Genomic DNA, 13,909 nt, shown 5'->3' on the forward strand with positions numbered 1-13,909 from the left:
AAAAAAAAAAAAAAAATACAAGATGCCGAAGAAAAAAATTTGGCAGCCAAATGGCGTGTTTTAAACCACAATAACGACTTAACGCCCTATATTTTCCATAAAAAAAAGCGTGGAAATTTTAAAATCCACGCTTTTTTATTTTATAGAAGGATTATTTGCCGATAACTTCTAATCCGCCCATATATGGACGTAGCACTTCTGGCACGGTGATTGAACCATCAGCATTTTGATAGTTTTCAAGCACAGCCACTAAAGTACGACCAACAGCCAAGCCAGAACCATTTAATGTGTGCACTAAGCGAGTTTTCTTATCGCCTTTTGCTTTACAACGTGCTTGCATACGGCGAGCTTGGAAATCCCACATATTTGAGCAAGAAGAAATTTCGCGATAAGTATTTTGTGCAGGTACCCAAACTTCTAAGTCGTAAGTTTTGCAAGAACCAAAGCCCATATCGCCTGTGCAAAGTAAAACTTTGCGGTATGGTAAATTTAATAATTGCAATACTTTTTCTGCGTGACCAGTTAATTCTTCAAGTGCTTCCATTGATTTATCTGGATCAACGATTTGTACCATTTCCACTTTATCAAACTGGTGCATACGAATTAAACCGCGAGTATCACGACCGTAAGAACCCGCTTCTGAACGGAAACATGGCGTATGTGCGGTCATTTTTATTGGTAATTCTGTTTCATCAATAATTACATCACGCACTAAATTAGTGACTGGCACTTCTGCGGTTGGAATTAATGCGTAAGGTTGTTCGCCTTCTAAGGCTAAAGTATGGAATAAATCTTCACCGAATTTTGGTAATTGACCTGTGCCATAAAGTGTGGCGTGATTTACTAAATAAGGCACATAGGTTTCTAAATAGCCGTGTTGTTCAGTATGAAGATCTAACATGAATTGCGCTAATGCACGGTGCATTTTTGCGATTTGACCTTTCATTACGGCAAAACGCGCGCCCGCTAATTTAGCCCCTGCGGCAAAATCTAAGCCATTTGCTTCCTCACCTAAAGTGACATGATCTTTCACTTCAAAATCAAATGTACGCGGTGTACCCCAACGTAAGATTTCTTTATTTTCGGTATCATCTTTACCTAATGGCACTTCGTCTGCTGGTAGATTTGGAATACTTAATGCAATTTGATTGATTTCTGCAAGTACCGCATCTAATTGTGCTTTTGCTTCAGTCAATTGATTGCCCATATTATCCACTTCAGCCAATAATGGTTCGATATTTTCACCACGTGCTTTCGCAGCACCAATAGCTTTTGAACGAGTATTACGTTCCGCTTGTAAATTTTCGGTGGTGACTTGTAAGTTCTTGCGTTGTTCTTCTAATGAGGTGAGTTTTTCTGTATCAAGAATAAAGTTACGTTTTACTTTTAATTTTTCTGCGACTTCCGCTAAATTATTACGGAGCAAATTTGGATCGATCATAGAATTTCCTTACTTTTTTCGTTGAAATGAAAATGACTTTATTCTAGCGTGCTTTATTCAAATAAACCAGTTAAAAGCCAAGGGAAAAGCGAGATTCTGAAAATAAAGCAAAAATAAACCGCACTTTGTGTTAGAATCCACACCTCATTTAGTCTGAATTTTAGGTAAATTATGAGAAAATTTATTCTTTCTTTTCTGTTTATGCTTATCGGTGGTGGACTTGGTTTTGCGGGGGCGCATTTTCACCCGACAAAATGGCAGGTTAGCGCGCAATTTGAAGCGCCAAAAATGAATGAATTGGGTAATTATTTTTCTCTTTTTTCTACATATAGTTTAGTTAGCGGTGATGCTGATGCCGTTGATATGGTAAAAATTGAGCGTAAGGCGACAGATTCTGCGTATCATGAATTTACAAAAATTCTTAATTCACCTGCTCAATTAATGGCTTTTTTAAATCAATCTGATTTTGTGAAAGCGAGAGCTAAAGTTGAAAATCAAACCGTTCAGCAAATTGCCTCACATTTTAAATTTTCCCAAGAAAATAATCTTGATCAATTCATCCTGTCTTCTTTTGATCGTGAAGAAGTGGATCAACTTTTTGTGGAATACATTCGTTATGTGAATAATCAAGCGCGCCAAACATTAAATAATGAATTGATTACAAAATGGAAATCGTTATTTGAACAAGTGAAAAATGCAGCGGACGCTAAAATTGACGTTTCTTGGGAAAACAAATTGAAAATGATGCAATCTGTTCAACCGTTAGATAATAATTTGGTGGCATTTCATTTTGTTCAACAGCCTAATCTTGTAATGGCAGAGAAACCTTATGTTATCTCAACGGGTATTGGTGCTGGCTTTGGAATTATGCTTAGTTTGTTAGCTATGTTGGTTTTAGGTGCAGGAAGAAATAAAAAGGTAAATGAGCAAAAATAATTCGTTCAGAATAAATTTTTGTGATCGCGGTCAAATTTTTAAGATTGAATTTTGTTTCTTTGTAAAGAAAAGCGTAAACTCAAGATCGATTTTAACTAACACAGGAGCGATTTTATGTTTCCAGAATACAGGGAATTAATCACCAAACTTAAAAGTAATGATGCTTATTTTGATCGTCTTTTTGAAAAGCATAACGAATTAGATCATGAAATTAAGAATATGCAGGAAAACATTCAGCTCGCTACTCATATGGAAATTGAGGCTTTGAAAAAAGAAAAATTACGGATTAAAGATGAGCTTTATGAATACCTCAAGAAAAAATCACAAGAATAGTAGAAAGCCGACAAAATGTCGGCTTTTTTGTTGCACTGTTTTAAGGTTACACCACGGGTTTTTGTCGATAAAACAATAATCCTGGTAAAGCTAATCCAAATACAATCGCACCTAAGATAAAACTGGTATTAATAAAGGAGCTAATCATTTGTTCAAATAAAGCATCAGAAAAACCAAAATGATGGATTTGTACCATTGAAATCATTGCTTTATAAGCATGAACACCGGGGATCATAGGGATAATTGCGGCAACGGTGAAGGCTTTGGGATGGGCTAAATAACGATGGGAAAGATGCACGCCTAAAAATCCAATTACGCAAGTGGCAAAGAAGGTGGCAAATACAATAGGCATATTAATATGCAGTAATAATGTGCGTGTCACATGCCCAAGTGCGGCTAAAATTGCGCAATATTTTAAGGCTTTTGGCGGCACATTAAATACTAAAGCAAAGCCCACTGCTGGAATCGCGGCAAATAACATATCATCGAGTAATTTCAAGATAAATATTGTGATATCTAATAACATTTTAATGCCCCCAAGTTGTAATATGTAATAGGCTTAATGCGAATACAATGCCAAGACATGCGCCAAAAGTGAGAATAGTCGCAATCGTCCAACGGCCTAATCCCATATTCACATAACCTTTTAATATATCCGCCAAAGAATTAATTAGAGGAAACCCTGGCACAAGTAATAAAACACTAGATGCTAAGGCAATTTGAGGATCGTTACCTAAGTTATATTTTAAGCTCACGCCAGAAATCAGCGAGGCGACAAAAGAGGTGATGGAAAAGACGATAAGGGGATTATAGTGCCGTTTAGAAAATTCTTGTCGCACAAACATGGCGATGGCTGCCGCCACAAAGGTGATGCCACAAATCACCCCGTCTCCGCCAGATAAATGGGCGAATGCTGCACAAGATAAGCCAATCATAAACACCACTAACCATCGGTTGTATTTAAGCGGTTTTAATTGATCCAGTTTTTTTTGTGCGATTTCTAAGTCATACAAATGGTGTTCAACGGCAATCACAATGCGCTGAACATCAGTGACCATTTGCATATTAATGCCTTTATCTGTATTTTTTCGTGCGGTGGTGATGCAATGATTATCTGATAAGGTCGTCAGCACCACTGCATTTGCCGTGAGCGCACATTCCACGCTTTCTACACCAAGTGCTACGCCTAAACGCTGCGCCATTTGCACTACCACAGTGCTTTCTGCCCCATGTTGTAACAAGAGCAGTGCCGTTTGTACGCACACGCGAGTCACCTCACGTTGATATTCGTGTTCCATATCTTTCTTCTTCTATCAAAATATACCTAGAAAGAATTATAAAAATGTTTTCTGAAAAATGCGCAAAAAAGAACCGCACTTGTGATTTAAGTCAAAACTTTTTAGTGAAAAATTTTGTTACATCGATCACAAAATAAACAATTTTTCTTTGCTGATATAAAAAAATAGGACTAGTATTTAAATGATAATTGTTATCGTTAAATATGGAGATTAAAAAAATGAAAAATAAATTTTCCTTTATACTATGCCCTCTCGCCTTGCTTATTCATCAAACTATCTATGCTTCCCCACAAATAAATCAGCTTGATACGATCTCTGTTTTGGGTACTTCTGAAAGTAAAGCCGAAGCAGGTAAAGATAAAATGTTTTCAGAAAACCAAGTAACTGAATATAAAAGCAAAAAAGAAATTGAAACTTACAAAGGTCATTCTGTAGCGGATTTATTAACAGGCACAACGGGCGTATATAGTGGTGATGCACGCAATAGCGGTGCATTGGATCCTAATATTCGTGGAGTACAGGGACAAGGTCGAATTCCCGTTTTAGTTGATGGCACAGAACAAGCGATCACTGTTTGGCGTGGTTTTGCGGGGGTGAGCAACCGTAACTATCTTGATCCATTTTTAATTAGCAGTGTCACTGTTGAAAAAGGCCCAAATTTAAACCGCACTTTAGATAGTGGCGCAGCGGGCACTATTCGTTTAAGCACATTAGAACCTGATGACATTATTAAAAAAGGTGAAAAATTTGGTATCGAATTTAAAGCTGAAACAGCTAACAATTCTATTAAGCAACGTGGTTATCCTATTCCTGTTGGTCAAGATTTCCGAAAACTCGATCATCCTGAAGATATGGGGTTAGGTGCTATTTCAGCTTATTTTAGAACATCCGATCGTTATCCTGCGCGTGCCAAAGGACGCAATAAATTTTTTAATGATAATGCCTATCGACTAGCTATAGCAACAAAAGATGAGCATTTTGAAGGATTATTTGCTTATGCTTATCGTAACAAAGGCAATTATTTTTCTGGTGGAAAGGGTGGTCATAATTATGGTGAGGGAAAAACTTTAGATGAATACGCAAAGGCCCATGATATTAATCCTGATTATTATCGAAGTGATGATCCTTATATTCCCTGGATAGCGATTGTTTATCATCCGAAAAAAGAAGTCCCAAATACGTCTTTTGAATCCGAGTCCTATTTAGGCAAAGCCACAATTAAATTTAATGATCATACAAAATGGAAATTTGGTTTGCGCCATAGCGATATGCATTATGGTGAGATAATGCCTTCTCGTTTATGGCAAACCAGCTATCAACAAGGCACAGTTCTACAATGGCCGCTTGCCAATGTAAAACAAACCGCAGTGAATACAGATTTTGAATATAACCCTGAAAATAATAAATGGGTGAATTTGCGCCTTGGAGCCTATGCTGTATTTAATCATGCCAAAACCAATACTTCAGGCGGAAGCCCTTCCGATATTATTTTTGATGATATGGGATTTAATTCTGTAGGAACTGATCTTGTTGCACCTGAAATTAAACAACCAGGGGAAGAAGGTTATGAAAAATATTTAATAGATAAAGCCGAATATATAAAACAAATGCGTAAAAAATGGAAAGAATACGCTAATTCCAATGATAAAACACCAAATATTAAGGGGGGTTTTTGATACCAAAGAAGCGCAAGCACAATGGTCAAAAGATAATCACTATGGTGTTTATGCCAGCAACCGTTTTGAAGTTACTCCAAAATTAAATTTTGATGTAATGAGTAATTACAAATGGGAGAATCTAAATTCTGAAAATGAATTTACTAAAAACACGCCACTTGCAAACGAGGTATGTGGTGGCTGGGTTGGTGGCGGTAAGAAGAACAGTAAAATATATTGCCCTAGTTGGGATTATTATATGAGTGGCGAACGTCACGGAAAACGTAAAGAATTAAATGTAGGCTTTAATTTCCAATATAGCCCTGTGGATTGGTTAGTGTTAGATGCAGGCGCGAAATATACTCATTATAAATCTCGTGATGATGGATTAAGAAAACAAATTCAAGATAAACAAAGGGAAGAAGTATTTTATCCTGCCGCTTTAGAATTAAGTTATTATGGTTTTGTGAAATTAGACGATGAGATAAGAAAGAGACTAAATACTTATAAAATAGCAAGCAATAAGAAACTAGAATATGAAGATGAATTTGAAGCAAAGAATCCACCACCTGATGATGACAGTGCTTATGACAATTGGCTTAATGAAATGGAAAAATATGTTGATAAAAAATTAGAAAAAGAGAATTTACATAGACCTACAGAAGAAGATCATGCGATCGATAAAGCAGTAAGAAATTCTGAGCCTATATACAGAAGTATATTCTTTGAGAGAGATGAATATGGAAACTTTAACTTTAATGAATCTACTATAAACAAGTATTTCCCAAAAGATAAACTTGATGAAGAAATATATAATAAAGATACAGGAAAAATGGAAAAAGTTATAAAAAATATTACTCTTTCATCAACTTTGGTTAAGAAAAATCCAACACCTGAACAATGGGAAAGAATGAAAAAGGCAAAACGAAGTGCTCATGCTTGGTCTCCATCTTTGGGGATAACTATTTTAGTGAAAGATAATATTCGTTTATATGCTCGTTATACTGAGACTAAAAGAATGCCAAGTATTTTTGAAGATACAATTGGCTATTCAATTATAGAACTCCATCCATTCTATAAGCGAAAACCAGAACATAGTAAAAATATTGAAGTAGGTTATGTACAAGATTTACGCAACTTATTATCTAACGCTCGTCGTGCAGATATTCGTTTAAATTATTTTCATAATTTAACTAAAAATGTATTTGATCGAGATATAAATTATGAACTAAAACAATTTGACAAACGAATTTTATCTGGGTTGGAATTACAAGCTCGTTATGATCAAGGAAATTTCTTTGCTAATTTAGGTGTAGTTTATAATCTAAAAAATAAATTTTGTGATAAAAACTCTACTATTTTAGATAGAGGAGGTTGGGATTATAACGGACTTACAGGAAAAAGAACTAGAGCATTTCCTGAATGTGTAAATGGTGGTAATAATAATGGATATTTAAAACATACAATTGCACCAAAATATTCTATTACTGCAAATTTAGGTATTCGAGCATTTGATGAGCGCTTAGAATTAGGTACTCGCTGGCTTTATCATTCTCAAGTAAAAGACAGCCGTGCAAAATCATTAAGAGATGCGGGCTTCTTAGGAAGCTCTGAAACCAATCGCTGGAATCCAGTATTAGTGGTTGATGCTTATGCTTCCTATAAAGTAAATGAAAACCTTCAATTAGAATTGGTGGGAACAAATATTACTGATCGTTATTATCTTGATCCACTCACACGTTCTAGTATGCCTGCACCAGGAAGAACGATCAAATTAGGTTTCACCGCAAAATTTTAAATGAAAATAATTATCATATTCGTTTTTGTGATATGATGACTTTGGCTCAAGACGATTAATGTCTTGATTTTATAAACCTTCTATAATAAGGAAATTATTATGAAAAAACTAAGTAAAATTGCAGTAGCAGTAATGGCTTGTGGGGTTGTTGGTTTTACACAAGCGCAGGTAGTGGGAAATGTATCAACTGATACAAATCAAACTCGATATATAAAAATCAAGGCAGGAGAAAAAGATGGAAAGGCTGGCGTTGAAATATATGACAGTAGTATTCCTAATGATCCCGCTGTCTTAAGTAAAACAGCAAATAATAAAGGTCAATCAATGGCTTTAATGGCTGAGCGTGCAGACAAATGGATTTCGCATATTACTGGCGTTGCTAAAAAAGATTCCAATGGCGTAGTTGTGGCAAAATTATACAAAATGCCTAAATTGACTTTAATTATGCCAGATCATACTGGGTTAGGAAGATTGTCCTTTAAACAAGTTGGTAATCTAGATACCTACTATGGTGAATGGGAAAATGTGAGTGGTCAAACTACCCAAGAAAAAAATGTCAGTGTTTATTATGCTGGTTCTAATCCGACAAAACGTTTACCAAAAGGTAAAGCTGTTTATCAAGTTAAAGGTATTAATCAATATAATGACTTCAATAGGGCACTAATGACAGGTAAATTCAATGTTGATTTTGATGCTGGAACTATTGAGGGTTCTCTATCTAAACCTGATTTAAAACTCTCTATTCAAAGCCAAATCAATAAATCTAAAGCCACTTTTGAGGGTGAAGCTACAGCAGAAGGTATCACTGGTAAATCAGAAGGTCGTTTCTATGGTGCTAAAGCTGAAGGCTTGGCAGGTATGGCAACCTTTGCTTCAAAACCTGAATACAACACAGCCTTTGGCGGTACTAAAAATTAAGTTTAATAAACAAAAGGCTTGCGAAAGCAAGCCTTATTGTAAACAGGATGTTTTATGTCGAAATTCCCTTTTATTTTTCTTTTTATTCCTTTTTTGGTTCTTGCCGAAAATCAAGAAAAAGATTTCCGCTTACAGCAACAATCTCAATTAAATCAACAACGACAAGAACAACAATTTATTCAACAAGATAAATTCTTTACTACATTAACAATAAACAACCAAGAATTTAAGGTGAGTGATAATATAGAAGAAATAATGACCGCTCTTTTTCTCGCGATTAATCACAAACAAACGAATGATATTGAACATTTATTAATCCGTTATAAACAATTTCCACAAGCAGAACGAGGAATGATTTTATTTGCAGAAGCGAATATTGCATTTAATCAAGGAAATACCAAAAAAGCCATTCAACTTTACGAGCAACTTGTTCAACAAGAACCTGATTTCACACGCGGAAAATTAGATTTAGCTAAACTCTATTTTCTAAACTGGCAAAACAATCAATCTAAAATTCTTTTTAATCAGATAGCATTGCCGCAACAACCAAATGTAATGGCACGTGTAAACCAATATTTATCACAACTTGATTATCGCCAATCGTGGCAAGGATCTTTTTCTTTTGGCACAATTTATAATTCTAATTTAAATCAATCTGGTAATGAAACTAGTAAAGAAATTGTCGAAAATCCTTATCTTGGTACATTAGAATTTACACGAACTAGACCAACTATTCAAAAAAGCACAGGATTTAGTTATGAAGCGGTATTAAATAAATATACTGAAATATTAAATAATCAAGGTATTATTTTTAAAGGATTAGCTTATGGTGAGTTTTATCCGAAAAAATCAGAATTTACTGAACATAATATTTCACTTGGATTAGGATACCGTTTTAAAGATCAAAAAAATCAATTAGATCTCTATCCTTTAGTTGAAAAAACAAGAGCCTATCACCATTGGTATAGCGAAAGAAAAGGGTTTAATATCTCTTATTCAACGATTTTAAATCCGAATTTATACTTTTCTTTGCAAACAGAATATAAATGGGAAAAATATCAAGATCGTAATTTATCTTATCAAGATGGAAAAATTCTCTCTTTCTTTTCTACTTTAGTTTATAGCTTACCAAATGATTGGATTTTATTTGGTGGATTGGATTATGCGAAAAAGTTTTCAACAGAATCAAAAATTGATCAATATGCTAGAAAGGGGATTAGAATAGGTATTAATAAAAGTTTTGAAAGCGGAATTGATATTACTGCGCAAGGTATTTTTAGAAAAATAGATTATCAAGATTATAATGCTCTTTTAGGAAAAACAAGAAAAGACAATGAACAAAAATATTTGTTTACCTTTGCTATTCCTAAATTCAAATTTTACGATATTGTGCCTAGTATCAATTTTATTCATACAAATCATCAGAGTAACGTAGAAATGTTATATCGCTATAAACAGAATGAAGTGGTATTGAAATTTGAAAAAAACTTTTAAAAACAAACCGCACTTTGAGAGATATTTAACTCTAAGTGCGGTTCAATTTGGCGGAGTTTTTATGATTAAAGTTTGACGACTTTCGCTTGTTTAATCATATTATCACCCACTTCAAGAATGGTAATTTGCAAGCCATCAATTTCGCAAACTGTGCCTTCATCGGGAATTTCTTCTAAGTGTTCGAGGATTAAACCATTAAACGTGCGGGCATCTTCTGTATCCAATTCCCAGTTAAACATTTTGTTGAGATCGCGTAGGTTGGCAGAGCCATCGATAATCATGGAACCATCAGATTGTTGCGTTACTTCCTCATCAATGCTTGGGGCAGTGGAAGTGGTAAAATCACCAACGATTTCTTCCAAAATATCTTCCAATGTCACAAGCCCTTTAATATCGCCGTATTCGTCTACCACTAAGCCAATGCGTTCTTTATTTGCACGGAAATTTGCAAGTTGCGTTTTTAATGGCGTGCTTTCAGGAATGAAATACACTTCATCCGCGGCACGAATTAAGGTTTCTTTGGTAAATTCATTTTTTTCAAGGAGCAAGCGGAATGCTTCACGCATGCGCAAAATACCAAGTACTTGTTCATCAAGGCTGCCTTTGTAAAGCACCACTCGGTTATGTGCCGCATGATTGAGCTGGCGCATAATGGCTTTCCAATCATCATCAATATCAATGCCGCCGATTTCGTTGCGCGGAACCATAATGTCATCAACGGTGACGGTTTCCATATCTAAAATAGAAAGCAACATTTGTGGATGTTGTTCATCAGGCGTCGCTTCGCCCGCTTCTGATACGATACTACGAAGTTCCTCACGGCTAATTACTTGTTTTTGCATATCGGGTTTTAATCCCACCAAATGCATTAATGATTTTGTAAAAATATTCATCAGCCAAACGAGCGGATAGAAGATTTTAAGTAATACCGTCAAAATATGGCTGGAAACAAAACCGACTTTTTCCGCGTGCATTGCAGCCACAGTTTTGGGGAAAATTTCAGAAAAGACAAGCATCACGAAAGTGAGCAAACCCGTTGCAATCGCCACGCCGGCATCACCGTATAAACGCATACCAATCATGGTCGCAATTGCCGATGCGCTGATATTCACAAGGTTATTAAAAATAAGAATAAAGCTTAACAAGGTATCAGGCTTTTCTAGCAGTTTTTCTGCTTTTTGTGCGCCTTTATTGCCTTGTTCAGATAGAAAACGAAGACGATATTTATTGAGAGAGAGTAGTCCGGTTTCTGAGCCGGAAAAATAGGCAGATAACACTAAACAGATAATGAGAATAATAAATAAAGTACTAAGGGGAATACTGTCCAAGGGAAAATCCTTTTGTTCGTTAATCAACAAAAAGTGCGGTCATTTTCACCGCACTTTTTACCTGTTATTTAATTTTGCTAAATCAAATGGCTACTAAAATAGCCAAGAGTGAGCAGAATGATACCCGAAATTGGCTAAATAATCATTCTTTTTCCTTATCTCCTATGCTTTCTTTATGAAATCGCCTATTCAAAAAGCCATTTTCATTTGAAATGATGAAAAACGCCTAAATTTCGGTATAATCAGCGCAATTTTTTAAGAAAAACAGGATTGTTAGCCATGTTTGAGAATTTATCGGATCGCCTTTCCAAAACTTTACGTAATATCACAGGAAAAGGCCGTTTAACGGAAGATAATATTAAAGAAACCTTACGCGAAGTGCGTATGGCATTACTTGAAGCAGATGTTGCTTTACCTGTGGTGCGTGAATTTATCGCAAAAGTAAAAGAAAGTGCGCTTGGGGAAGAAGTCAATAAAAGTTTAACGCCGGGGCAAGAGTTCTTAAAAATCGTTCAGCGTGAGCTTGAAAAAGCCATGGGCGAAGCGAATGAGAGTTTAAACCTTGCAACCCAACCACCTGCAGTTATCTTAATGGCAGGTTTACAAGGGGCGGGTAAAACCACCAGCGTAGGTAAATTGGCAAAATTCTTGCGTGAACGCCATAAAAAGAAAGTGTTAGTGGTGTCTGCCGACGTATATCGCCCAGCTGCGATTAAGCAACTTGAAACCTTGGCTCAATCCGTTGGCGTGGATTTTTTCCCATCGGATGTCAAACAAAATCCAGTTGATATTGCTAAAGCGGCGCTTGCTGATGCAAAACTGAAATTCTATGATGTGTTGATTGTGGATACGGCGGGTCGCCTACACGTTGATACGGAAATGATGGATGAAATCAAGCAAGTCCATGCAGCATTAAATCCAATCGAAACTCTTTTCACTGTTGATGCGATGACTGGTCAAGATGCGGCAAATACAGCAAAAGCCTTTAATGAAGCATTGCCGCTTACAGGGGTTATTTTGACGAAAGTGGACGGTGATGCGCGCGGTGGTGCAGCGTTATCGATTCGCCAAATCACAGGTAAACCAATCAAATTCTTGGGTGTGGGTGAGAACACAGAAGCACTTGAGCCTTTCCATCCCGATCGTGTCGCTTCCCGTATTTTGGGCATGGGCGATGTACTTTCCCTTATCGAAGATCTTGAACGTTCTGTTGACCGTGAAAAAGCAGAAAAAATGGCACAGAAATTCAAGAAAGGCGATGATTTCACTTTAGATGATTTCCGCGAGCAGCTTATTGAAATGAAAAAAATGGGCGGAATGATGTCTATGCTTGAGAAATTACCGGGTGCCAAAAATTTGCCTGATCATGTTAAAAATCAAGTAGATGACAAAATGTTTATCAAAATGGAAGCGATCATTAATTCCATGACCTTAAAAGAACGCGCCAATCCAGATATTATCAAAGGATCTCGCCGTCGTCGTATTGCATTAGGTTCTGGCACTCAAGTGCAAGATGTTAATAAATTACTTAAACAATTCGATGAAATGCAACGTATGATGAAGAAAATGCGTAAAGGCGGCATGGCTAAAATGATGCGTGGAATGCAAGGCTTAATGGGCGGAGGCTTAGGCGGTCTTGGTGGTTTAGGCGGAATGTTTAAACGATAATTTCAGAAGATAAAAGTGCGGAAAAAAATAAATATTTTTACCGCACTTTTGTATTTTATGCTGGATTATCTATATCTTTAAATTCTACATCAAAGCCATATTCTTTTGCCAACCATTCGCCTAATGCCTTGATGCCATATCGTTCTGTTGCGTGATGGCCGGCAGAGAAGAAATGTAATCCTTGCTCACGGGCAGAATGAATCGTTTGTTCTGACACTTCACCAGTAATAAATGCGTCGCAGCCTTGTTCTGCCGCAAGATCAATATAACCTTGTCCGCCACCGGTACAGATGCCAATTTTTCGGATTAAGTGCGGTCCGTTTTCAATGCAAATTAATGGTTTTCGATTTAACACTTTTTCTATTTTTTCTGCAAAGTCTTTACCTGTAATAGGTTCTTTTAATTCGCCCCAAACAGGGATACTCACAGAGCCTTTTTCTAATGGTTGTAAATTTTCAATGTCGAGCAGTTTGGATAATTGCGCATTGTTGCCTAATTCTGGGTGCACATCTAATGGCAAATGATAGCCATATAAATTAATGTCGTTCACTAAAAGGGCTTTAATTCGCTTGCCTTTCATTCCTCGAATACAAGGGTTTTCACTTTTCCAAAAATAGCCGTGATGAACCAAAATCGCATCGGCGTTTTGACTGATTGCGTAATCAATTAGAGCCTGACTCGCCGTTACGCCAGTAATGATTTTTTTGATTTCTGTTTTACCTTCGACTTGTAAGCCGTTGGGCGCATAGTCATTGATTTTATCGGAAGAAAGTTTTTGATTAATGAGTTGTTCAAGTTCGAGATTATTCATAATTGATCGTTAATTGGAAAAAGTTGAGATATGGTACAAAATTCCAAAAAAAATGGCTAGTGCGAAGGAGTGGGGGAATGCACTAGCCAAGTTTCATTACTATTAAATTACTATCTAGTATCTAAAACAGGATTCATTATATACATAAATTTATAGCGATCAAGGGGAAATAAGAAATTTTTTATTTTATTTAAAGTGCGGTTTAAATTTCTTACGTTTTTTAATAGTT

The 13,909-nt window shown here is 36.1% G+C and carries 10 protein-coding genes and 1 pseudogene; 6 read left to right on the plus strand and 5 right to left on the minus strand.

The features are described from left to right. Positions 1-151 precede the first annotated feature (151 nt). Complete coding sequence (gene serS / locus ABW51_RS01745; RefSeq protein ID WP_053465311.1) at positions 152-1,441, minus strand: serine--tRNA ligase; 1,290 nt, start codon at positions 1,439-1,441, stop codon at positions 152-154. A gap of 171 nt (positions 1,442-1,612) precedes the next feature. On the opposite strand from serS, the gene ABW51_RS01750 reads away from it, so the two are divergent. Both ABW51_RS01750 and ABW51_RS01755 read left to right on the plus strand, forming a co-directional pair. Further along, on the plus strand, positions 1,613-2,377 hold the full coding sequence (locus ABW51_RS01750; RefSeq protein WP_053465312.1) for a hypothetical protein: 765 nt from the start codon (positions 1,613-1,615) through the stop codon (positions 2,375-2,377). A 114-nt stretch (positions 2,378-2,491) separates the two neighbouring features. Next, entirely contained in the window at positions 2,492-2,710 is a 219-nt protein-coding gene (locus ABW51_RS01755; protein ID WP_005628252.1) for a YdcH family protein, read from the plus strand. Between the two features lie 46 nt (positions 2,711-2,756). Here ABW51_RS01755 and ABW51_RS01760 read toward each other — a convergent pair whose 3' ends face one another. Both ABW51_RS01760 and ABW51_RS01765 read right to left on the minus strand, forming a co-directional pair. Further along, positions 2,757-3,236 carry a threonine/serine exporter family protein gene (locus tag ABW51_RS01760; RefSeq protein WP_005628250.1) on the minus strand — a complete coding sequence of 160 codons (480 nt, stop codon included), beginning with the start codon at positions 3,234-3,236 and terminating at the stop codon, positions 2,757-2,759. Position 3,237: 1 nt separating this feature from the next. Next, a complete protein-coding gene (locus ABW51_RS01765) occupies positions 3,238-4,008 on the minus strand; it encodes a threonine/serine ThrE exporter family protein (RefSeq protein ID WP_053465313.1) in 771 nt (256 codons plus the stop codon). Positions 4,009-4,211: 203 nt separating this feature from the next. Here ABW51_RS01765 and ABW51_RS10515 point away from each other — a divergent pair. From ABW51_RS10515 to ABW51_RS01780, 3 genes and pseudogenes are all read left to right on the plus strand, one after another. Further along, positions 4,212-7,461, plus strand: a pseudogene (locus ABW51_RS10515) (TonB-dependent receptor domain-containing protein). Positions 7,462-7,560: 99 nt separating this feature from the next. Further along, entirely contained in the window at positions 7,561-8,379 is an 819-nt protein-coding gene (locus ABW51_RS01775; RefSeq protein ID WP_053465314.1) for a Slam-dependent surface lipoprotein, read from the plus strand. A gap of 54 nt (positions 8,380-8,433) precedes the next feature. Then, on the plus strand, positions 8,434-9,873 hold the full coding sequence (locus ABW51_RS01780; protein WP_053465315.1) for a porin family protein: 1,440 nt from the start codon (positions 8,434-8,436) through the stop codon (positions 9,871-9,873). Positions 9,874-9,938: 65 nt separating this feature from the next. On the opposite strand, the gene ABW51_RS01785 is transcribed toward ABW51_RS01780, so the two are convergent. Further along, positions 9,939-11,201 carry an HlyC/CorC family transporter gene (locus tag ABW51_RS01785; RefSeq protein ID WP_053465316.1) on the minus strand — a complete coding sequence of 421 codons (1,263 nt, stop codon included), beginning with the start codon at positions 11,199-11,201 and terminating at the stop codon, positions 9,939-9,941. Between the two features lie 279 nt (positions 11,202-11,480). On the opposite strand from ABW51_RS01785, the gene ffh reads away from it, so the two are divergent. Continuing rightward, complete coding sequence (ffh, locus tag ABW51_RS01790) at positions 11,481-12,869, plus strand: signal recognition particle protein (RefSeq protein WP_053465317.1); 1,389 nt, start codon at positions 11,481-11,483, stop codon at positions 12,867-12,869. A 55-nt stretch (positions 12,870-12,924) separates the two neighbouring features. On the opposite strand, the gene ABW51_RS01795 is transcribed toward ffh, so the two are convergent. Next, a complete protein-coding gene (locus ABW51_RS01795; RefSeq protein WP_053465318.1) occupies positions 12,925-13,680 on the minus strand; it encodes a Nif3-like dinuclear metal center hexameric protein in 756 nt (251 codons plus the stop codon). Positions 13,681-13,909 lie beyond the last annotated feature (229 nt).

Origin of the sequence: Haemophilus sp. C1, assembly GCF_001276515.1 — a bacterium.
Taxonomy (GTDB): Bacteria; Pseudomonadota; Gammaproteobacteria; order Enterobacterales; family Pasteurellaceae; genus Haemophilus.

Bases quoted from the DNA above. Each gene is read 5' to 3' on its own strand.
- serS (WP_053465311.1), bottom strand. From the start codon at position 1,441: ATGATCGATCCAAATTTGCTCCGTAATAATTTAGCGGAAGTCGCAGAA.
- ABW51_RS01750 (WP_053465312.1), top strand. From the start codon at position 1,613: ATGAGAAAATTTATTCTTTCTTTTCTGTTTATGCTTATCGGTGGTGGA.
- ABW51_RS01755 (WP_005628252.1), top strand. From the start codon at position 2,492: ATGTTTCCAGAATACAGGGAATTAATCACCAAACTTAAAAGTAATGAT.
- ABW51_RS01760 (WP_005628250.1), bottom strand. From the start codon at position 3,236: ATGTTATTAGATATCACAATATTTATCTTGAAATTACTCGATGATATG.
- ABW51_RS01765 (WP_053465313.1), bottom strand. From the start codon at position 4,008: ATGGAACACGAATATCAACGTGAGGTGACTCGCGTGTGCGTACAAACG.
- ABW51_RS01775 (WP_053465314.1), top strand. From the start codon at position 7,561: ATGAAAAAACTAAGTAAAATTGCAGTAGCAGTAATGGCTTGTGGGGTT.
- ABW51_RS01780 (WP_053465315.1), top strand. From the start codon at position 8,434: ATGTCGAAATTCCCTTTTATTTTTCTTTTTATTCCTTTTTTGGTTCTT.
- ffh (WP_053465317.1), top strand. From the start codon at position 11,481: ATGTTTGAGAATTTATCGGATCGCCTTTCCAAAACTTTACGTAATATC.
- ABW51_RS01795 (WP_053465318.1), bottom strand. From the start codon at position 13,680: ATGAATAATCTCGAACTTGAACAACTCATTAATCAAAAACTTTCTTCC.